At 69.3% G+C, this 19,488-nt stretch carries 20 protein-coding genes and 2 pseudogenes; 9 read left to right on the top strand and 13 right to left on the bottom strand.

Features of this window, described 5'->3' with window-relative positions; genetic code table 11:
• The first annotated feature begins 4 nt into the window (after positions 1-4).
• The 3 genes from J2Z30_RS13850 to J2Z30_RS13840 are packed head-to-tail and all read left to right on the top strand — an operon-like array spanning position 5 to position 1,778.
• Positions 5-196, top strand: coding sequence for a hypothetical protein (locus J2Z30_RS13850; RefSeq protein WP_044574472.1), 192 nt, complete (start codon positions 5-7; stop codon positions 194-196).
• Positions 139-1,239 carry an NsdA family TPR-like regulatory protein gene (locus J2Z30_RS13845; RefSeq protein WP_209468667.1) on the top strand — a complete coding sequence of 367 codons (1,101 nt, stop codon included), beginning with the start codon at positions 139-141 and terminating at the stop codon, positions 1,237-1,239. The genes J2Z30_RS13850 and J2Z30_RS13845 overlap by 58 nt, the downstream gene beginning before the upstream one ends.
• Positions 1,236-1,778: a GNAT family N-acetyltransferase gene (locus J2Z30_RS13840; protein ID WP_308279925.1), complete on the top strand. Its 543-nt coding sequence runs from the start codon at positions 1,236-1,238 to the stop codon at positions 1,776-1,778. Before J2Z30_RS13845 ends, J2Z30_RS13840 begins: the two co-directional genes overlap by 4 nt.
• 77 nt (positions 1,779-1,855) lie before the next feature.
• Here J2Z30_RS13840 and J2Z30_RS13835 read toward each other — a convergent pair whose 3' ends face one another.
• A complete protein-coding gene (locus J2Z30_RS13835; RefSeq protein ID WP_308279924.1) occupies positions 1,856-2,332 on the bottom strand; it encodes a zinc-binding dehydrogenase in 477 nt (158 codons plus the stop codon).
• 18 nt (positions 2,333-2,350) lie between these two features.
• Positions 2,351-3,040: a recombinase family protein gene (locus tag J2Z30_RS13830; protein WP_308279923.1), complete on the bottom strand. Its 690-nt coding sequence runs from the start codon at positions 3,038-3,040 to the stop codon at positions 2,351-2,353.
• A gap of 245 nt (positions 3,041-3,285) precedes the next feature.
• Here J2Z30_RS13830 and J2Z30_RS13825 point away from each other — a divergent pair, with 245 nt between their 5' ends.
• Positions 3,286-3,555, top strand: coding sequence for a hypothetical protein (locus J2Z30_RS13825; RefSeq protein WP_209468666.1), 270 nt, complete (start codon positions 3,286-3,288; stop codon positions 3,553-3,555).
• Between the two features lie 3 nt (positions 3,556-3,558).
• The gene (locus tag J2Z30_RS13820) at positions 3,559-4,506 is read left to right on the top strand and encodes an ATP-grasp domain-containing protein (protein WP_209468665.1); all 948 of its coding nucleotides are present in this window, start codon (positions 3,559-3,561) and stop codon (positions 4,504-4,506) included.
• A gap of 50 nt (positions 4,507-4,556) precedes the next feature.
• On the opposite strand, the gene J2Z30_RS50905 is transcribed toward J2Z30_RS13820, so the two are convergent.
• The 4 genes and pseudogenes from J2Z30_RS50905 to J2Z30_RS13800 form a co-directional block, all read right to left on the bottom strand.
• Positions 4,557-5,126: a Tn3 family transposase gene (locus J2Z30_RS50905; protein ID WP_308279928.1), complete on the bottom strand. Its 570-nt coding sequence runs from the start codon at positions 5,124-5,126 to the stop codon at positions 4,557-4,559.
• A 23-nt stretch (positions 5,127-5,149) separates the two neighbouring features.
• A complete protein-coding gene (locus tag J2Z30_RS51335; protein ID WP_209468664.1) occupies positions 5,150-7,144 on the bottom strand; it encodes a Tn3 family transposase in 1,995 nt (664 codons plus the stop codon).
• Between the two features lie 118 nt (positions 7,145-7,262).
• Positions 7,263-7,520, bottom strand: coding sequence for a DUF4158 domain-containing protein (locus J2Z30_RS13805; protein WP_052701538.1), 258 nt, complete (start codon positions 7,518-7,520; stop codon positions 7,263-7,265).
• A 146-nt stretch (positions 7,521-7,666) separates the two neighbouring features.
• Positions 7,667-7,966 (bottom strand): annotated as a pseudogene (locus J2Z30_RS13800) (alcohol dehydrogenase catalytic domain-containing protein); the annotation flags it as partial.
• A gap of 99 nt (positions 7,967-8,065) precedes the next feature.
• Here J2Z30_RS13800 and J2Z30_RS13795 point away from each other — a divergent pair.
• Positions 8,066-8,740 carry a TetR/AcrR family transcriptional regulator gene (locus tag J2Z30_RS13795; protein ID WP_308279922.1) on the top strand — a complete coding sequence of 225 codons (675 nt, stop codon included), beginning with the start codon at positions 8,066-8,068 and terminating at the stop codon, positions 8,738-8,740.
• A 38-nt stretch (positions 8,741-8,778) separates the two neighbouring features.
• Here J2Z30_RS13795 and J2Z30_RS13790 read toward each other — a convergent pair whose 3' ends face one another.
• Complete coding sequence (locus tag J2Z30_RS13790; RefSeq protein WP_044574484.1) at positions 8,779-9,192, bottom strand: DUF3592 domain-containing protein; 414 nt, start codon at positions 9,190-9,192, stop codon at positions 8,779-8,781.
• Positions 9,193-9,455: 263 nt separating this feature from the next.
• Between J2Z30_RS13790 and J2Z30_RS13785 the strand changes: the two genes are divergently transcribed.
• Together J2Z30_RS13785 and J2Z30_RS50895 are read left to right on the top strand one after the other, a co-directional pair.
• Positions 9,456-10,652: an RNA-guided endonuclease InsQ/TnpB family protein gene (locus J2Z30_RS13785; protein ID WP_044574486.1), complete on the top strand. Its 1,197-nt coding sequence runs from the start codon at positions 9,456-9,458 to the stop codon at positions 10,650-10,652.
• Between the two features lie 91 nt (positions 10,653-10,743).
• On the top strand, positions 10,744-10,869 hold the full coding sequence (locus tag J2Z30_RS50895; RefSeq protein ID WP_281062695.1) for a hypothetical protein: 126 nt from the start codon (positions 10,744-10,746) through the stop codon (positions 10,867-10,869).
• On the opposite strand, the gene yicI is transcribed toward J2Z30_RS50895, so the two are convergent.
• From yicI to J2Z30_RS13760, 5 genes are all read right to left on the bottom strand, one after another.
• Positions 10,850-13,144, bottom strand: a complete 2,295-nt coding sequence (gene yicI, locus J2Z30_RS13780) for an alpha-xylosidase (RefSeq protein ID WP_044574488.1) — start codon at positions 13,142-13,144, stop codon at positions 10,850-10,852. The genes J2Z30_RS50895 and yicI overlap by 20 nt on opposite strands.
• A gap of 19 nt (positions 13,145-13,163) precedes the next feature.
• Positions 13,164-13,928, bottom strand: a complete 765-nt coding sequence (locus tag J2Z30_RS13775) for a carbohydrate ABC transporter permease (RefSeq protein ID WP_044581860.1) — start codon at positions 13,926-13,928, stop codon at positions 13,164-13,166.
• Positions 13,929-13,999: 71 nt separating this feature from the next.
• A complete protein-coding gene (locus J2Z30_RS13770; RefSeq protein ID WP_044574490.1) occupies positions 14,000-14,914 on the bottom strand; it encodes a carbohydrate ABC transporter permease in 915 nt (304 codons plus the stop codon).
• Positions 14,911-16,215, bottom strand: a complete 1,305-nt coding sequence (locus J2Z30_RS13765) for an extracellular solute-binding protein (protein WP_044574491.1) — start codon at positions 16,213-16,215, stop codon at positions 14,911-14,913. The genes J2Z30_RS13770 and J2Z30_RS13765 overlap by 4 nt, the downstream gene beginning before the upstream one ends.
• A 147-nt stretch (positions 16,216-16,362) precedes the next feature.
• The gene (locus J2Z30_RS13760; RefSeq protein ID WP_044574493.1) at positions 16,363-17,256 is read right to left on the bottom strand and encodes a LysR substrate-binding domain-containing protein; all 894 of its coding nucleotides are present in this window, start codon (positions 17,254-17,256) and stop codon (positions 16,363-16,365) included.
• A 93-nt stretch (positions 17,257-17,349) separates the two neighbouring features.
• On the opposite strand from J2Z30_RS13760, the gene J2Z30_RS13755 reads away from it, so the two are divergent.
• Positions 17,350-18,201: an alpha/beta hydrolase gene (locus tag J2Z30_RS13755; protein WP_044574495.1), complete on the top strand. Its 852-nt coding sequence runs from the start codon at positions 17,350-17,352 to the stop codon at positions 18,199-18,201.
• 31 nt (positions 18,202-18,232) lie between these two features.
• Here J2Z30_RS13755 and J2Z30_RS13750 read toward each other — a convergent pair.
• Positions 18,233-19,486 (bottom strand): annotated as a pseudogene (locus tag J2Z30_RS13750) (MFS transporter); the annotation flags it as partial.
• Between the last annotated feature and the right edge of the window lie 2 nt (positions 19,487-19,488).

Below are 19,488 nucleotides of genomic sequence, written 5' to 3'. Positions count from 1 at the left end.
AAGCATGGGGAACCAAGCCCTCCAAATGGCCCTGGACGATGCTGGGTTAACGCAGGAGAAGTTGGCCGAGGCGGTGAACAAGGCCATCGAGCGGATGACCGGAAGGCCCGGCCGGATCGGTGACCGGGTGGTGCGGCGGTGGCTGAGCGGACAGACCTCTGGCCCCACGAACTCCAGCGCCGCGCCCTCACGATGACACTGGGCCGGGCACCGGTCGAGCTGGGATTCGTTCCCCCGCCGGGCCGTCTCCCCGCCGCCCCACCGGAGGACAACGTGAACCGCCGCCAGGCCCTCGCCACGGGAGTCGCGCTGGGAGCGGCCGTAACCGCACCGGCTCCCGCCACGCCCTACCGTGTCGGCATGGGCGACGTACGGGCCCTGCAAGGCCGCTTCGCCAAACTCATCGCCGCCGACCACAAGAAGGGCGGGGACAAGCAGACCGAGGCCGCTGCCCTGGCCCTGGCGGATGAAGCCGTTGCCCTGCGCCGGCGTGGTTCGTGTTCCCAGCGCGTCAGGCACGCCCTGTACGCCACGGCCGCCGCCTGCGTGTCCAGTGCCATGTGGGCCGCCACCGACGGGCGTCGATTCGACGCGGCCCTACGGCATCACGAGCGGGCGGCCAGCCTTGCCCAGGAGTCCGGCGACCAGACCATCCTGTTCCGCGTCTGGTCCCACAAGGGCAGTCTCTACCGCCACCTGGGCCGACCGGCCGATGCCCTCGACGCCAACGATGTCGCCCGGCGCCTGTCCATCACCCGCCGTGACCCGCTGTTCGCTTCCCTCGGCCACGCCCGGCATGCCGCGATCCTCGGCCTGACGCGGGACAAGGCCGGTGTGGATCGCGCCCTGGGCTGTGCCCGGGAGGCGATGGTCCGAGCCGATCCGGGCGAGCGGCGGCCGCTGTGGCTGACCGCGTTCTACGACGAAGCCGAAGTGCACAGCCTTGCCACCACCGCGTACCTGGCCGCCGGGCGAGGGGCCGAGGCGGAGGCGCACGCCCATGTCTCCCTCACCCTGTTCCGCCCCCATCTCGTCCGCTCCCGGGCCATCACGACCGCCCGCCTGGCCCGCGCCCAGCTCGGCCAGGGCGAGGCGGAGCGGGCTGTGGCCACCGCTGCCTCCATTGACGTGGAGCACTCCCGGGTACGGTCCATGCTCGACTCGTTCACGCGTGACCTTCGCCGGATCTCGCCCGGACCTGTCTACGACTTGTGGGAGCAGCAGTGGAAGACGGCGTGAGTCTCGTCCGGAGCGGGGACGTGGAGTCCGTGTGGGATGACCTGGTGGGAATCTACAAAGAGTGCTGGGCGCACAAGCTCCACCTGCCGCATTACGCCCCCGAGGCGTTCGGGGAGCGGCTGCACCGGCACGCCGCCGAACCGGGTTGGGAGGCTGTGATGGCGTACGACTCCGGTGAGCCCATCGGCTACATCTACGCCAACCGGCTCACCGGAGCGGACGACCGCTGGTGGCGCCGCATCCGGCCGGAGCCCGAGCCGACCATGGCGGGGGCTTCCACGGTCGCGGTGAAAGAGATGATGGTCCGCCGGCGGTGGCGCGGGCAGGGGGTCGCCCGTGGGTTGCACGACGTCCTGCTGGCCGGGCGACCCGAGGCGCAAGCCTCGTTGATGGTCAACCCCCTGAACCAGGACGGGAGGGTGCAGGCCCTCTACGCGTCGTGGGGATACGGGGCATTGGGCACCGCGCAGTCTTCGCCGGAGGCGCCGGTCGTGACGGTGATGGTGCGCCGGGTGCGGCCCGAGGTGGCCGCCGGGTAGCACCATTCCCTCCAGTGGATCTGCCTGCCGCATCCTGTGGCGGAACCATTCATCCCAGGTCACATCGCTGCCAGCCGTCAGCCGATGTCCAGGACCGCCTTGCCGTGGAGGCGGCGGTCCAGGAGGGCGGTGACGGCCTCCTCGGCTCGGTTCCAGCCGCCGCGCCAGGTGATCTGGGGGTCCAGATCGCCCGTCGCGACGCGCTCCGCGAGCCAGCCGAGGTCCGTGCCGATGTCGGGGCGGTCCAGCAAGTAGAAGGTGACGATGGAGCGGTTGTGGCGGCCTTCGTTGCCGTAGAGGGCGCCGAACGGGAAGGTCTCGGGCTGGCCCGTGACATGGCCGACGGACACCAGGGTGCCGTGCGCGGCGAGCTTGTCGTACGCGGCCACCAGCTGCGGTCCGCCGACCACGTCCACCACCCCGTGCACCGGCTCGCCGACCTCCTCCGGCCCCGCGATCACCTCATGTGCGCCCAGCGCCCGTAGGTCGTCGCCGTGGGCGGCGGGGTCGCCGGTGGTGGCGATGACATGGGGTGCCGGTAAGAAGGCTGTCACCAGCCGCAGACGAACCCGTCAGGGCTTCGTGGGCGCAGTGCTTTTGGGCTGTCGTGGCACGGTCTTCTCGAGGTCGAGGTGCCCATAGACCGTTGAGCGTGGCACGCCGAACAGGTCGGCGATCTGCTGGACGGTCTTCTCCCGGGCGTCGTAGAGCTGCTGGGCGAGTGCGGCCTGATCCTCGGTGAGGCTCGGGCGCCGGCCGCCCTTGCGGCCGCGGGCGCGTGCGGCAGCCAGGCCGTCCATTGTGTTGGCCACGATGAGTTCGCGCTGGAGCTCGGCCAGTACCGACAGCATCCCGAACATTGCGCGCCCTTCCACAGTGGTGGTGTCGATGCCCTGCTCGATGACGTGCAGGCCGATGCCGCGCTCACGCAGGTTGGCGCCGAGTGTGACGAGGTGGAGGACGGAACGGGAAAGCCGGTCGAGCCGGGTGATCTTGAGCGTGTCGCCGGGCCGCAGCAGCTGCAGCACGAGGTCGAGCTTCGGGCGGGACGCCTTCGCGCCACTTGCGGTGTCGATGTGGATGTCGCCCCGCTCCACCCCGTGCCGCAGGTGCGCGTCGATCTGATGATCCGGGTTCTGGTCCGCGGTCGAGACCCGGGCGTAGCCCAAGAGCATGCGTCGGAATCCACCTGATACACCGTTCACCGACGTTGATATTCGACGCCAGTTGTCGACACTGCCCACCTGCGGGTTCGCGATCACGGTGCCGAGTGTCGGCAGACGATCGTTTGTCGACACATTGGCTGGTTGTGATCGGCGCGACACGGGTCGTGTGAACCGGCGCTGACGACCACCCGTTGTAGACCTGCGGCGGCCATGGTTGCCGCAGGTGTCGATCGATGGCGTCGCCGACCTGCTCAAAGAGGTGTAGAACCCTGCGAATCAGCTCAATGATCTGGCGCAATCGGCGGCCGGTAGGCCGGCAGTCGGGAGATAGGGGAGTGAATTTGTCCGGCAAGCAGGAGCATAAGGCTAGCCCGTCGACCAACCAGGAAGAGGAGTCGGCTCCTGTTCCGGAGCGACCGACCGAATCCGCGGCGGAGGCGTCGTCGAAAGCCGCAGGGACAGTCGATGCAATCGATGAGGTTCTTGAGGAGTTCGATGATCTGACGCTCGAAGAGCTGGGATTCCAGAAAGAGGACAAGGTGGACCCTGCTTTGGTGGACAAGGCCATCGAGGAGAAGGTCAAGGGGTTCCAGCAGAAGGGCGGCCAGTAGTCGATGGCCCGTCCGGCATCGAAACCCGCACTCCTGCTCAATGGCGAAGAACTCGGCGAGCATATCGACTTCGCGAGCGAGCTGCTCGCCGCTGGGGTTGATGTCGTTTTCTGCAACATCGAGGAACTCGCCATCGACATCGGGCCGGGAGGAGCCCGTATCCGTGAGACGGTGAGCGGGCGGGACCTAGCCGACTTCGGCCTCGTGCAAATCCTGGCTTACCCACGGCCCACCGCGACTCTGTTGAACACGGTCGCGGACTACCTCGCCGCCAATGGTGTCCGCGCTGTTAACGCCACGGGTGTTGGCGTGCCCACCAGGCTGTTCAAGTACGTGAGGCTGGCCAACCGAGGACTGTCTGTGCCGTCCACGGTCTATCTACCACCCCGATTGCCCTCAGACGCCTATCGCGATCTCGCTCTCCGGCTTGACCTGCCGTTCGTGTTGAAAACGGTCACGGGAGGCGGCAGGGACAGCATCGTCGGCAATGAAGAAGCGTTCACTGAGAAGCTCCAAGGTGCGGGAAACGCACGAGGGTTCCTCGCCCAGGAGTTCGTCCCACCTGATGGCTCGTATTTCCTGCTAGTATTGGGAGGTTATGTCTCGTTTGCTCTGCGGCATCGCAGCATCGATGGCGGTGATCTGCTGGAGAGTTCGGGCTGGGCGGAAGCAATTCTCGTCGAACCGCAAAGCCTGGATCCAGTGGCGCGGGCGACGGCTGTGCAAGCCGCGACGTCATTGGATTACGACATCGCCGGTGTCCACCTCGTCCGGCATTGGACGACCAGACAATGGTGTGTCGTGGATGTGAGCCCGAACCCACCGATTGGCAGTGGCGGGCACGTAGCCGACAAGGTCAGTGCTTACTCGGCATACCTGAAAGGACGACTAGCCGATCCTCATCAGGAGGATGCCGAAAGCTTGTTGGACCCGATGCGCCGCCTGGATTGACCCTCGACGCATTTCCGCACTACGTCAAGGGCCCTCGACGGTACGCGAGCTCACACGTACTCGGCCGACTGCTGGTCGTCGGCGTCCGCTGGTACCCGAGGGCCCGGCACGGTGACCGCGGCGAGGTTCAGTCGGGTGTCCATGTTGAGGTTCACCTCCCCGTACGGACGCACGTGCGACCAGAACAGCGGGGTCAGGCCACGCAGATCGGCCGGCGTGAGGAGGTCGGCCCACTCCGGTTCGCCGAGGATGTCCTGAAGCATCAGGGTGTTGACGAAGACCAAGGCGGATTGCGGGATCCGCAGGCACAGCACGAACATCTCCTGTTCGTCGCGCCGGTTCGAGGCGATCTCGCCGCCCTTGCCGTAGGCGATCACGGAGCCCGCGCCGTTGGAGGACTCCATCACGTTCAGACCCTCCTCGATCTCCCGCTGAAGGTCCCGAAGCCGCAGGTAGCGGGCCACGAAGATGGTCTTCTGAGCGCGCCCGACCTCCAGCATGGCCGCGTAGGTGGGGTGGGAGGCGTTGCGGGTGAAGCGGCGCAGGATCGCCTCGGTGGAGGCGGTCCTGGTGCGGATCGCGGTCGCGTACTTGAACATCTGGTCGTACTGCTGGGCGATCAGTTCCCAGCGGATGGGGCGGGTCAGCGCCGGGGCGAGCCGTGGGTAGGCGTCCGGCTCGCCCCGGCGACGGGCCGGTAGAGCTTCACCTTGTTGATCGGCTTGATGCGCGGGAGCCGGTCGAAGTTCAGCAGTCTGGTGATGCCGAACCCGATCTCCGACTGGCCGTGCGAATCCGTGTAGTTGGCCTGGACGTCCATGGTGGTGCCGTGCCGCATCGCGCCCTCGACCATTGCGGCGACCTCGGAAGCGGTGCAGTTGATCAGTTGGGAGTGGATGGCCAGGGACTTCTTCTCCATGTGCCAGTAGATGAGCACCCCGCGTCCGCCGTAGCGCGAGTGCCACTCGGTGAACAGGTTCTGGTCCCAGGCGCGCACGTGCGTCGAGTCGGAGGCGACCGCGGTCGAGCCCTGCCCCCACAGCTGCGTGCTGCGGGCGGCGAAGGTGGCGTTCGCGATCTGCACTGCGATGGCGCGGGCGGCCTCGGCGGACAGGTAGCGGCTGCGCACGTAGCGCAGTTCGTCCTCACTGTGGCCGTGGCCACCGGAGGAGACGGCCTTGATCCCGGTGTTCGTACCGTAGGCGTAGATCACCAACAGCAGGCGTTCGGCCAGATCGTCCGCCGGCAGGCTGCCGCCGCCGGAGACAGGGGTGACCGCGTCCAGGCAGCCGGTGCGCAGCACCGCCTCCTTGAGGATGTCGATGAGCGGCACGATGCCCCAGCGGCGTTGGACCTCGCCCTTGATCCGGCGCAGGTTGCGTGGCTCGGGCTGGGCCTCGGCCGGGGTCAGTCGGATCGCGCCGGACTTCCGCTCGGCGATGTCCAGCCAGCTCAGCTTGGGCAGCCGGTCGTCCAGCAGGGCAAGTTCGGTGGTCATCTGCTCGCGCAGCTCGTCGATGAAGACCTGCGGGTCCAGCGGTTTGCGCAGCTCGCGGTAGTTCTCCTCACGCCGTTCGCTGAAGTCTGGGGGCAGGTCCGCATCCGGGTTGCGCCACCTGTCGGCGCCGATGACCCAGATCTCCTTGCACTTGAGCTGGTCGCGCAGGGCCTGGAAGGCGACGACCTCGTAGACCATGCGCACCACCCTGGGCCTCCCGCGTTTGTCGGTGCGGTGGACGACCTCGGCCCAGTCCCCGCCCATGGCCTTGTGGACCGGCACGGTCTCGCCCAGCGGGTAGTACGTGGTGTTGCCCGCCGCCGCGTACCGGGCCACCAGCGCGAGGGCCTCGATCACCGGCTGGTGCGTGTGGTTGGACGAGCGGAACTCCAGCACGTCCAGCAGCCTGATCAGCCCGCGCCGGTAGTGGTTGGTGTACGACGCCTTCAACGTCGTCTGCACCGTGCGCCGGTAGACCGGGCCACGGGTCTTGAACTCGTGCACCAACTCCCGCAACGTCTGCTCACCGCCCGACACGGCCGGGTAGACAACCTCGCGGACCGTGCCCTCCGGCTCGCACAGCGACGCCTCCGCCAGCTTGAACAGGATGTTCTCCTTGCCCGACACCTTCTTGAACGCGTTGACCAGCTGCTCGGTGACCCTCTTCTCCGCCCGCGCTCCGATCCGGTGCACCGTGGAAATCAGCAGTTCCACAAGCGTGTCCGTGATCTCCCGCTCCCGCTCGTACAGCAGCGCGGCGAGTAGCGTGACCCGCAGCGGCAGCGGGTGAGTGCGCAGGTGGGAAGGGGATTCCACTGCGGCCCGTGCTCGCCATCCGGCTACCACCTTCGGCGCGACGTCGGCGAACAGGTCTGCCGGTAGCCTGACTGCGCGGACCGCGAGCAGCTTGTGGATCTCGGTGAGCATCGTCTCCAGGCTCACATTGCCCGGAGCCTCCTTGATCTTCCTCAGGACCGGCAAGCCGTCCCCGTCGCCGCCACCGCCCTCACCGGTCACGGCGTCGTCCTCCTGGGCAGCGCCGGCGACCAGGGCGACGATCCGCTCGGTGCTCTCGACCGTGAGCCGCGCCGAGATCCTCGCCGTCAGCGTCTCCTCGGCCACTCTCAGTGCGGCGCCCACGATCCGGTCGCACCTGCTCCGGCCGCCGCTCCTTACACGCGACATGCTCAGCAAGCCAGACAGTCAGTTTCTCCGCGTCCGCGACACTGCACTCACGGAAGCCCAGGTGCCCGCGGATCTACGCGCGGTGGTACTCGATCGTCCGGCCGCTCCACTCGTACACATCCAGCTCGGACGCTGGTACCTGCACCTGCCGGGCGACGAACTCCACGGCCTCGCCCGACAGTTCGAACCGGCCCCGGGGAAACCGACCGTACTGCGTGTAGAACTTCAGCAACACGGCGAAGCCCAGTCGCGTCGCACCGCGCTTGCCGGACACGAGCACCTGCTCGTCCTTCAACAGCGTCCAGTGCTCAACCAGCTCGTCAAGATCCATCGGCGACCGTGTCACGGTCGCCGATCGTCCCGTCACGACACCGCCCGCCGCAGCGCTAGAGCTCTCCACTCACCCGAAAGAGTGACGCGAGGGCCCGCGAGTCACGTTTGCGGCTGGTGACACGGTTCTTACCGACACCCCGGGACGCCGAGCATTCCGGTGTCCACCGCGCGCAGCTCCGCCCAGCCGCCGTCCGCGCCCAGGGTGACGACGGGGGTTCCGGCGGCCGGTCCCGAGCCGTCGGCGGCGGCGCGCTCGACCACTCCGGCGGCGTCCCAGCCCAGCACGGTGCCGTCGGGGGCCTCGGTCCGGTGGGTGACCTCGCCGTAGTTGAGGGAGGTGGCGGTCACCCGGACCAGCGCCTGGTGGGGGGCGGGTTCGGGGTCGGCGGCCGCGCCGAGGCGGAGGCCGGAGAGGGAGGAGTGGTCAACGAGCAGGGGGCGCATGGCGGTTCGCCTTTCCGGTGAATGATGGCGACATCAGTTATGCCACTGAGTGGCAAACGCGTGCAAGTGGCGTCATCGATGACGGCTACACTCTTCGCCGTGACTGCCGCTCCCAACTCCTCACTGCGCGAACGCAAGAAGCGGCGCACCCGTCAGACGCTGATAGACACCGCGCTGGAGCTGTTCACCCGGCGCGGCTTCGGCGGGGTGACGCTGGACGAGTTGTGCGAGGAGGTGGAGGTCTCCAAGCGCACCTTCTTCCGCACCTTCACCAGCAAGGAAGATGTCGCGATGGCCCCCGACCAGGACCTGTGGCGGGCCTTCCTGGAGGAGCTGGAGACCGCGGAACCGGCCGAGTTGCCGGTGGTGGAGCTGGGGCGGGACGCGCTGCTGGCCGCGCTGGCGCGGATGGACGACGAGGGCTGGGCCCGCCGGATGCTGCTCAGCCGGCGGCTGGCCGAGCGGACGCCCTCGATGGGCGCGCACGGTTTGCAGTTCTGCGAGGCCACCACGCAGGAGGCGCTGGCGATCCTGCACCGCCGCTTCGGCCTCGGCGCGCCGGGCGACCTCCGGCCGCGGCTGGCCGTGGACATGCTGGTCGCCGCGTTCCACGGGGCGCTGGCGAGCTGGGTGGCACAGGCGGATGCGGCGGGCGGCGTGAGCGGGACGGGCCGTACGCGTAGCGAGCCGCCGCACCGCCACGACCTGGCCGACCGCCTCCGCGAGGCCGTCGCCGCCCTCCCCGCGAGCCTCGCCCTGACCACGTCCCGCTGACGCCCGGCGGCCGTGCCCACCCGTGCTATGGCCGCCCTTCAGCTGAAGGCGATCACCAGGCCGAAGCCGAGGAAGATCGTGCCGATCAGGGTCAGGACCGCCGCCGGGCCGAGTATGTGGCGTCGCATCCATACCCGGGCCTTTTGCGACTCGCCCGGGAGGTACATCACCTCCACCCTCCGGCCGTTCGCCAGCCCCAAGCCGACGCCCTGGACCGCGGTCGTGAACTCCACCATGTAGCCCTGGTGGTCGTGGAACCGGATGACCGGCGTCTGGGTCGTGCTGCGGCTCCTGTTCTGGCTGTGGTGGTTCACGATGTTGGCGACCACCACCCCCTCCGTACGGACCCCCTCGCGGCGCAGCCGTCGCACCAGCCGGGTGTCGCGCCAGGCGCAGGCGTAGAGCGACAGTCCGACCGCGGCGCACAGCAGATCCGCTCCGGGCATGGCCATCGATGAACCGCCTCTCGTCGTGTTCGATTCCCCCCTCTGAACAGGGGACGCGGTGATCCGGAACTTCGGTTGCCATCCGCGGGTGCTCTGTCGCGAACGGGCGGGGTACGGGCTCCTGCCGTGCCATGAGGAGACCTGTGAACCGTCATGCGCGTGCCTGGAGCTGGCCGTCGTTATTGAGCTGGTCGCCGCCCAGGGCGGGAACGGCGTCCAATTATCCGGCATGTGAGGCGGTTACAGACTGGCATGTGAGTGTGTGACCCGTGGCTACTCGTGTGAGGCGGGCGTTCAAGTACCGCTTCTACCCAACGGATGCGCAGGCGGCGGAGCTGTCACGCACGTTCGGATGCGTGCGGAAGGTCTACAACATGGCCCTTGCCGCCCGCACCCAGGCGTGGGTGCGTGGGGAGCGAATCAACTACAGCCGCACCTCGGCGATGCTGACGGCGTGGAAGAAGACCGAGGAACTGGCGTATCTCAACGAGGTGTCGTCCGTTCCGCTCCAGCAGGCTCTGCGGCACCTCCAGGCGGCGTTCACGAACTTCTTCGCCAAGCAGGCCAAGTACCCGCGCTTCAAGTCCCGTAAGCGGTCGAGGAACAGTGCCGAGTACACCACGTCCGCGTTCCGGTTCCGAGACGGTGAGCTGACCCTGGCGAAGATGTCAGAGCCACTGAACATTGTGTGGTCCCGGCATCTGCCCGAAGGGGCCCAGCCCTCGACAGTGACGGTGTCGCACGACAGCGCGGACCGATGGTTCGTATCCCTGTTGTGCGAGGACCCGGCAGTGGGACCGCTTCCGGCAACGGACGCGGCGATTGGTGTGGATGTGGGGCTGGACCACCTGCTGACGTTTTCCACCGGGGAGAAGATCGTCAACCCCCGGTATGAGCGCAGGGACCGTGCCCGGCTGGCCAGGGCCCAGCGGGCACTGGCGCGTAAGGCCAGGGGCGACGGAGCGAACCGGGCCAAGGCCCGGCGCGCGGTCGCCCGCGTCCACGCTCGAATCGCCGACCGCAGGCGTGACCTGCTGCACAAGATCACCACTCGTCTCGTCCGCGAAAACCAAGTGGTCGTAATCGAGGACCTGACCGTTCGGAATATGGTGAAGAACGGCGCGCTCGCCTGTGCTATCTCCGATGCTGCGTGGCGAGAGTTTCGCACGATGCTGGAGTACAAGGCCCAGTGGTACGGCCGCGAAGTGATCGCGGTGGACCGCTGGTTTCCCTCGTCCAAGCTGTGCTCGAACTGCGGCAATCTCGCCGAAGTGATGCCGTTGCACGTCCGTACCTGGACGTGCGGCGACTGCGGCGTGACCCACGACCGGGACGTGAACGCGGCGAATAATCTTCTGGCCGCCGGGCTGGCGGTGTCTGTCTGTGGAGCCGGTGTAAGATCTCAACGGAGAACTCCGAGCGGGCAGTCGGCGGCGAAGCAGAAACCCCTACAGCGCGAGCCGTAGGGATCCTCCTCCTATTAGGAGGAAGCCAAGAAGCTGTCCAACAACATGCCAACGTCCCTCACCTCAACAGCCTGGAGGCGAGGACGCGATCGTGGTGACGCTCGCGAAGTCCGGCGAGGGCCGTGCGGAGGCGGTGCGGCCCCGTGCCGTACGGGGCGCCGCTACGGCCGACGCCGGACTACTCGAATGCTCCTGGGTCAAGCCCCGCCGCTGTTAGGCGCCAACGGCGGGAGCGGCACCGTCAGCACCGCCGTCCCCGCCGCCGCCTCCGCGGACGGGCCGCCGGCCACCTCCAGCCGCCACGGCGCCGAGGTGCCGGCGGCCTCGGCGCGCAGCACCGCCCCGTCCCGGACGACGGTGAAGGTGGCGGCCGTCGTGCCGTCCGGGCGCGGCACCCGCACCGTGACCGGGCCCGCCGCCGGTTCGTACACCCACAGTGTGATCCCGTCCGCCCAGTCGGCGTCGGGGCGGTCGTCGGCCGCCCCGAACGGGATCACCGCGCCGGGGCGGGCCAGCAGCGGGACGCCGAGGAAGCCGTGGGTCTCGCGCACCCAGCGCGGGCCGCGCACCGTCCGCCCGCTGGGCACATGCGTCCAGACGCCCTCGGGCACGTAGTACGTCACGTCGCCCTCGTCGTCGAAGACCGGGGCGACCAGCAGATCCCCGCCGAGCATGTACTGCCGCTCGAGACCCGCGCACCCGGGGTCGTCCGGGAACTCCAGGACCATGGCGCGCATCACCGGGATGCCCTCGGTGTGCGCCTGCCGCGCCGCCTCGTACAGATACGGCATCAGCCGCAGCTTCAGCCGGGTGAAGTGGCGCAGCACCTCGACCGACTCCTCGTCGAAGAGCCACGGCACCCGGTAGGAGGACGAGCCGTGCAGTCTGCTGTGCGAGGACAGCAGCCCGAAGGCGATCCACCGCTTGAACAGGGCCGGGTCCGGGGTGCCCTCGAAGCCGCCGATGTCATGGCTCCAGAAGCCGAAGCCGGAGAGACCCAGCGAGAGCCCGCCGCGCAGCGATTCGGCCATCGCCTCGTAGGTGGACTCGCAGTCGCCGCCCCAGTGCACCGGGAACCGCTGGCCGCCCGCCGTGGCCGAGCGCGCGAAGACCACCGCCTCGCCCTCACCGCGCCGCTCGATCAGCGCCTCGTGGACGGTGCGGTTGTAGAGGTGGGTGTAGTAGTTGTGCATTCGCTCGGGGTCGGAGCCGTCCGCGTACACCACGTCCAGCGGCACCCGCTCGCCGAAGTCGGTCTTGAAACAGTCCACGCCCATGTCCAGCAGCGCGGTCAGCTTGGCCGCGTACCAGGCGCGGGCCTCGGGGCTGGTGAAGTCCACCAGCGCCATGCCCGGCTGCCACAGGTCCCACTGCCACACCGAGCCGTCCGGCCGCTTCAGCAGATGCCCGGCGGCCTTGCCCTCGGCGAAGAGCGGGGAGCGCTGGCCGATGTACGGATTGATCCAGACGGAGATTCTCAGCCCCCGCTCGCGCAGCCGTCGCAGCATGCCCTCCGGGTCGGGGAAGACCCGCGGATCCCAGGTGAAGTCGCACCACTGGTACTCGCGCATCCAGAAGCAGTCGAAGTGGAAGACGGACAGCGGCAGCGCGCGCTCCGCCATGCCGTCGACGAAGCCGGTGACCGTCTCCTCGTCGTAGGAGGTGGTGAAGGAGGTGGACAGCCACAGCCCGAAGGACCACGCGGGCGGCAGCGCGGGGCGGCCGGTGAGCGCGGTGTAGCGGCGCAGGATCTCCTTCGGGGTGGGCCCGTGGATGACGTAGTACGTGAGCTCCTGGTCCTCGGCGCTGAACTGGAGCCGGGAGACCGCCTCCGAACCGACCTCGAAGGAGACCCGGCCGGGGTGGTCCACGAAGACGCCGTAGCCCGCGTCGGTGAGGAGGAACGGGACGTTCTTGTACGCCTGCTCGGTGGCGGTGCCGCCGTCGGCGTTCCAGACGTCCACGGCCTGGCCGTTCCTCACCAGCGGGCCGAAGCGCTCGCCGAGGCCGTATACGGAGGTGCCGACCCGCAGCGCGAGCCGTTCGCGCAGGTGGTGGTGGCCGTCGGCGGTCTCCATGATGCCCATGTCCTTGACGCCGCTGCTGGTGAGCGTGCGCCCGGCGGCCTCGAAGTCCATGCGCCAGGGTCCGGTGCGGGCGAAGCGTACCGAGAGCGCGCCCGAGGTGAGCCGGGCCTCCCCGTCATCGCGGCTCACCTCGGCGCCGTACGTCTCGCGGGCGATCTCGAAGGACGGGCCGCGCTCCACCCCGCCCGCGAAGTGGGTGATCCGGACGGCGATCACATCGGGCATGGGGGCGGTGCAGGTCAGGGTGAGGGCGGGGCCCTTGAGCAGATCGCCGCGGTGGCGTACGGGATGGGTGGGGGCGTGGACGGTGAGGGTGCCGGGGCCGGTCTCCACATCGAGCACCCCCTGGGGGTACGCGGCGTGGACGCCCTCGCGCAGTCTCCAATAGCCATCGCTGAACTTCATGCGAATGCGGCCCTCCTCGTCATTTGACCGCGCCCATGGCGATGCCACGGGTCAGGGTCCGCTGGAAGATCAGGAAGAAGCAGAACGCGGGGAGCACCCCCAGCAGGGCGGCCGCGTTGGTCATGGTGGCGTCCATCAGCCGCTGGCCCTGGAGGACGCCGAGCGCCACCGAGACCGTCTGGTTGTCGTTGGAGATCAGCATCACCAGGGGCAGCAGGAACTCGTTCCAGGTCCAGATGAAGAAGAAGACCAGCAGGACTCCGATGGTGGGGCGGCTGACCGGCACCACGACCCGCCACAGCACCTGCCATTTGGTGGCGCCGTCGATCCGGGCCGCCTCGATGACCTCCTTGGGGAAGGCGCCGAGCACGGAGGAGAGCAGATAGGTGCCGAAGGCCGACTGGATCACGGTGAAGACGATGATCACGCTCAGCCGGGTGTCGTACAGGCCCACCTGCTTGGACAGGTAGTAGACGGGGTAGACCAGGGCCTCCTGCGGCAGCATGTTGGCCAGCACGAAGAAGGCCAGCACCCAGGGGCGGCCCCTGACCCGCCCGATGCCGATCGCATACGCGTTGAGCACCGAAAGCAGCGCGGCGAGCACCGCCACCGAGCCGGAGATCAGCACGGAGTTGAACAGCTTCCGGCCGAAGTCGACCCGCTGCCAGAAGTCCCTCAGGCCGTCGAGGTGGATCCCCTCGGGCAGGCTCAGCGGGCCGTTCGCGGAGTAGTCGGCGGGCGATTTCACCGCGTTGAGGGCCACCACGAGGAACGGCAGCACCATGAGGGCGGCCGCGACGATCAGCGCGGCAAGCACCGGAAAGCGGGCTGGGGCGCGTTGTCCCTTGACGGCGTTCACTGGTCCTCCGCCCGGGTTTGCAGGCGCAATGCCACCAGGGCCAGCGCCAGGATGATCACGGTGAGGGCGGTGGAGACCGCGGAGCCGTAGCCGACCTGTGTCTTCTCGAAGAAGGACTGGAAGGAGAAGTACGAGGGGACATTGGTGGCCCCACCCGGTCCGCCCTTGGTGAGCACATACACCGCGCCGAAGACCTTGAGCGCCGCGATGGTGCACCACAGCAGCACGACATAGATCTCCGGGCGGATCTGGGGCAGCGTCACATGCCAGAACCGCCGCCACCACGACGCCCCGTCCAGCTCGGCCGCCTCGTGCAGGGACGGGTCGGCGCGCTGCAGCCCCGCCATGAAGACCACCAGTGGAAAGCCGAGCTGGACCCAGACCATCACCGCCATCACGCTGTAGAGCGCGAAGTCCGGGTCGCCCAGCCAGTCGTGGCGCAGCGAACCGAGGCCGACGGCGCCCAGCGCCTCGTTGAGCGCGCCGTTCTCCGGGGCGAGGATCCAGCTCCAGACGATTCCGGCCACCGCGATCGGCAGCACCTGCGGCAGATAGAAGCAGGCGCGCAGCACGCTCGCGGTGCGGGTGGAGACGTGTTTGGCGATGTAGTCGAAGAGCGCGGCGGCCAGCACCAGGCCGAGGACGGTGGGGAGCACCGCCATCGCCACCACCATGGCCAGGCTGTGCCGGAAGGACTCCCAGAAGGCGGAGTCGTCCAGCAGATCGCGGTAGTTGGCGAGCCCGGCCCACTTCGGGCTGCCCACGCCCTGCCAGTGGGTGAGGCTGATCCCGGTGTTCATCAGGAACGGGACGACGATGACGGCGAGGAAGGCCAGCGCGCCGGGGAGCAGGAACAGGGCGTACGGATACTCGCGGCGCCCGCGGCGGACGCCGTGGCTGTGGGAGCTCATCCCTTCGGCGCGCCCGCGTCGTACGCCTTCTTCAGCGCGTCCAGATAGGCGTCCGGTTCCGCGCTGCCGGTGAGCAGCTTCTGGGTCTCGGAGACGAGGACGTCATAGAAGCCGGGGACCGGCCAGTCGGGGTAGAAGGCCAGGCCATCGCCGTCGGCGTAGGTGGTGAAGTCCTTGATCAGGGCCTTGGACTTGGGGTCGGTGATCGCCGAGGGATCGGCGGCCACGGGCACTCCGCCGTTGTTGCCGAGGGTGTTCTGGATGCCCTTCTTCATCGTGATGTCGATGAAGTCGTAGGCGAGCTCCTTGTTCTTGGCGCCCTTGGGGACGACCCAGAGATTGCCGCCGGAGCCGAGGGTGAGCTTGGAGCCGGGGAAGGGGAAGGTGCCCCATTCGTCCTTCATCTCGGATTTGAAGCGGCCGAACCACCAGCTGCCGGAGAAGAACATCGGATACTTCCCGGCGATGAAGGCCGCGCCCGCGTCCTCGGCCTTGGCGCCGCTCGAACTCTTGGCGATATAGCCCTTCTTCACCCAGTCGGCGAAGGTGGCGGCGCCGTAGGTCCAGGCGGCGTCGTGGAAGTCCGGCTTGCCCTGGTACTGCTCGTAGGCGTCCACCCAGGAGCGGTCGGCCTTGGAGAGGGCGAGCTGGTAGACGTACTGGTGGGCAGGGTATTCGGCGCCCGCGCTGGCCAGTGGGGTGACGCCCTTGTTCTTGAACGCCTTGAGGGCGGCGGTGAATTCGGCGAAGGTGGCCGGGACCTTGATGTGGTGCTGGTCGAAGAGGGTCTTGTTGTAGAAGACCATCGTGTATTCGGCGTAGTTGGGGATCCCGTACCAGTTGCCTGAGCCCATCACGCCCTGGGCGTCGTAGCGGCTGGTGGTGCGCACGCCGGGGCTGAGCGGCTTGTCCCAGCCACGCTTGGTGACCTCGGGGGTGAGGTCGGTGAGCAGGCCCTGCTTGGAGAGCAGCCCGGTGGTGGCGTTGCCCTTGTTGTACTCCATCAGATCGGGTGCGTCACCGGAGTTGAGAACCATCGAGGCGGTCTTCTGAATCTGTTCGAAGCCCTTCTCCTCGACCTTCACCGTGACGCCCGGATGGCTCTTCTTGAACTCCTCGATGGCCTGTTTCCAGGCGATGCCCATGGCGCTGTTGGGTGCCTCGTAGTGCCACAGCTTGAGTGACTTGCCGTCCCCGGCCTCGTCCCCGCCATCCCCGCAACCCGCCATGAGCAGGGAAGTTGCGAGCATGGCCGCGATGACGGCCACCGTTCGTTTCGTCCGTTTCCATGCCGTCAACATCCGCTGCCTCCGGGAGGGTTGGAAGGAAGGGCGCATGTGCAACGTTCGTCGAAGCGCTTCGATGGGGAGAGGTATACGAGGGGTGATAGAGATATGTCAATGCCGTTGACAAAACGGGCGGGAGCGGGCACGCACCGGGCGGCGGTGTCAGCCCCGATGGACCTGGCGCACCGTGCGGAGGAAGGCACCCAGGACGCTCGGGACCGGGCCGAAGCGGTGGGCGAGGTGGAACTCCAGCCCGGCGGCGGCCGGTTCCAGCGGCAGCAGGGTCACCCCCACATGCCGGAAGCGCCGCATCCCCGCCGGTCCGATGCCGATGCCGAGCCCGCAGGCGACCAGCCCCAGCAGGGTGTGCAGATTGTGCGCCTCATGCGCGATCCGCGGCTCGACCCCGGCGGCGCGGCATACGGCCAGCGCCACATCGGCGGCGGCGGGCTCGGCCTGCCGCGAGGAGAGAATCAGCGGCTCGCTGTCCAGCGCCCGTACGGGCACGGCCGCGGCACTGGTCAGCGGATGGCCGGACGGCACCGCCGCGACCAGGGTCTCCCGGGCCAGCGGCAGGCTGGTCAGCCGCCGCCGGGCGGCCGTGGGCGGCGGGCCGCAGATGACCCCGGCGTCCAGGCTGCCGTCCAGCAGCGCCTCGATCTGCCGGGCGCTGGGGAGTTCCCGCAGCTCCAGCCGGACCTGCGGGCGGCGGGTCCGGAAGGCGGTGAGCACCTCGGGCAGCACGGCGGCGAGCGCGGTGCCGAGGAAGCCGATGGCGAGCGAACCGGTCTCGCCCCGCCCGGCGTCGGCCGCGTCCCGTACGGCGAGGTCGAGATGGTCCAGCACCTGCCGGGCGCGGGCCAGGAACGCCTCACCCGCGGCGGTGGGCCGCACCCCGTGCCCGGTGCGGTCGAAGAGCCGTACGCCCAGCTCGGTCTCCAGCGCCTTGATCTGCTGGGACAGCGGGGGCTGCCGGATGCCCAGCGCGGCGGCGGCGCGGCCGAAGTGGGCGTGCTCGGCGAGGGCGAGCGCGTAGCGGAGATGGCGCAGCTCCATAAGGGCCAAGCCTATATCTGATCGCGAATAATCCCTTCACCTCTCATATATTAAAGAGGAAAGCATCGTCGCGCCGGTGCTCGACTGGCCCGCATGAGCGAAACGCCAGAACACCGCGAGACGACGATCGAAGGCGTACGGCTGCACTGGGTGCGGGCGGCGGGGCCGGGAACCCCCGTCGTCCTGCTCCACGGCTGGCCGCAGACCTGGTACGCCTGGCGCAAGGTGATCCCCGAACTCGCCCGCCACCACGAGGTGTTCGCGGTGGACCTGCCGGGCCTGGGCGACTCGGGCTCCTCCCCGCACGGCCACGGGGTCCGGATAGCCGCCGATCTGCTGGACGCCTGGCGCGCCGAGCTGGGCCTGGACCGGGTCCATGTCGTCGGCCACGACCTGGGCGGCCCCATCGGCTATGCGTGGGCCGCCGCGCACCCCGCCCGGGTCCGCAGCTTCACCCTGCTCGCCGTGCCACTGCACGGCTTCGGGCTGAGCGAGCTGATCGCCCGCGCCGGGCTCTGGCACTTCGGCTTCTTCTCGGTGCCCGGTCTCGCGGAGGAGCTGGCGGAGGGCCGGGAGCGGATCCTGCTGGAGCACTTCTACGGGCACGCCCTGGAGACCGGGGCCATCCGCCCCGCCGATGTCGACACCTATCTGCGCACCTACACCCGTCCGGGCCGGCTGGCCAACGGCTTCGCGTACTACCGCAACGCCCCCGCCGACACCACCGCCCTCACCGAACTCGCCCGCACCCCGCTCCCGATGCCCACCCTGGCCATCGGCTGCGGCCAGGCCGGTGGCCCGGCCCCCGTCCACAGCCTCGGCCAGGTCGCCCCGGCGACCCGCGGCGCCGTGATCGACGACAGCGGCCACTTCCTCCCCGAGGAACGCCCTGGCCCCCTGCTGTCCCTGCTCGGGCCCTTCCTGGCGGAGGCCGACGCGTCGTGACCGCCCGTTCGGACCGGGCACCGGGGCGGGGCCGCAGGCGGCCCCGCCCCGCCCAGGCGATGGCGAAGGCGAGGGCGGCTGCCGTCGCCGGGGTGAGGTAGGCGGAGGTGGAGCCCAGGTGGTCCACCGTCCAGCCGCCGGCCGCGGCACCCGTGGAGATGCCGATGAGCAGACCGGTGTAGACGGTGGTCATCCCCTCGTTGAGGCGGGCGGCCGGGACCAGCCGGTGGACCAGGGTCATACCGGTGATCATCGTGGGGGCCGTGGCCATGCCCGCCAGGAAGAGCAGCGGGGCGAGGGCGGCGAGGCTGTGGGCGGTCAGGAGGGGGAGGACGGCGAGGGCCATCGCGGCCACGCCCGCCACCAGCCGCCCTCCGGCCGTACCGCGCGGTGGCAGCGCGCCGAAGGCCAGCCCGGCCGCGCAGGACCCCGCGGCCTGGAGGGCGAGGACGGCGCTGCTCGCCGTGGAGCCCCCGTACGAGCCGACGGCGGCGACCGTCGCCACCTCCATCGAGCCGAAGACGGCGCCGGTCGCGAGGAAGGTCATCAGGACGACCCGCAGACCGGGGGTGAGCAGGACGCGGCCCCGGGCGGGGCGGGGATCCGGCGGTGGTTCGGTGCGGCGCTGGGCGGCGAACAGCAGGGTGCCGATGAGCAGCAGCACCGCCGCCGTGACCAGCCCCGCCTCGGGGTGGACCGCCGTGCACAGCACCATGGCCAGCGCGGGCCCGGCCATGAAGCAGACCTCGTCGACGACCTGCTCGAAGGAGGCGGCGGTGTGCCGGGCGGCCGGGTCGTCGCGGTGGAGCGCGGCCCAGCGGGCGCGGGTCATCGAGCCCAGGCTGGGCACCCCGGACGAGCCCACCGCGCAGCAGAACAGCGTCCAGGCCGGGGCGCCGAGATGGACGCAGAGCACCATGGCGATCGCCCCGGCCACGAAGACGAGGACGGCGGGGACCGCGACCCTGGCCTGTCCGTACCGGTCGACCAGGCGACCCAGCAGCGGTCCCGCGATCGCCGTCGCTGCGACTCCGGTCGCCGAGACGGCGCCCGCGAGCGCGTACGAGTCCCGCACCGTGGCGATCATGAGCACCGTGGAGACGCCGAGCATCGAGCCCGGCAGCCGCCCGACGGAGGCCGCGAGGGTGAAGGCGAGTGCGCCGGGGGCGGTGAAGAGGCGGCGGTACGGGGTGAGCGGGGAGCGGTGGCGCGGTGGGGTGGTGCCGGGACGGGAAGGGCGGGAGGGGCGGGGGACGACGGGGCGGGAGGCGAGGAAGAGGATCACGC

This window comes from Streptomyces iranensis, from assembly GCF_017874715.1.
In the GTDB taxonomy this organism is placed as follows: Bacteria; Actinomycetota; Actinomycetes; order Streptomycetales; family Streptomycetaceae; genus Streptomyces; species Streptomyces iranensis.
The sequence above is the reverse complement of the archived record's forward strand: the minus strand, read 5'-3'. Positions and strand labels throughout refer to the sequence as shown.